The sequence below is a fragment of the Streptomyces sp. NRRL S-340 genome (assembly GCF_000720185.1).
Lineage (GTDB): Bacteria > Actinomycetota > Actinomycetes > Streptomycetales > Streptomycetaceae > Streptomyces.
This window is the reverse complement of sequence record NZ_JOIY01000129.1, coordinates 1-379: the sequence shown is the minus strand read 5'-3', so window position 1 is coordinate 379 and position 379 is coordinate 1. Positions and strand designations below refer to the sequence as shown.

The following is a 379-nucleotide window of genomic DNA, read 5'->3' as shown; positions in this document are numbered from 1 at the left end:
ATCTACGGGATTCGGACCTGTCAGATCCCCCCTTTCAGAGACCGCATGTTCACCGAGTCGATCGCGCAGCGCGACCAGTCCAGCTCGCCGCGCGAGCCCAGTTCGTCCAGGATCAGGCGGTGCAGCTTGGCCCAAACCCGGGCGGCACTCCAATCGGTGAAGCGCCGATGCGCGGTCGGTCCCGACGGGCCGAAGACCGGCGGCAGTTGCCGCCAGGTACAGCCCGTGGTGGCCACGAAGATGATCGCCGCGAGTACCTCGCGGTCACCGAACCGACGCTGGCCACCGCCCTGTGGTCGTGATGGGGCGGGCGGCACCACCCGCTGGAACAGGTCGTACAACTCGTCCGGCACCAAACGTTCCACGATCAGCACAAGCC

At 67.0% G+C, this 379-nt stretch carries 1 pseudogene; it reads right to left on the bottom strand.

What is annotated here, in order from left to right:
* Window positions 1-374: pseudogene (locus IG64_RS37255) on the bottom strand (transposase); the annotation flags it as partial.
* Window positions 375-379: the final 5 nt, after the last annotated feature.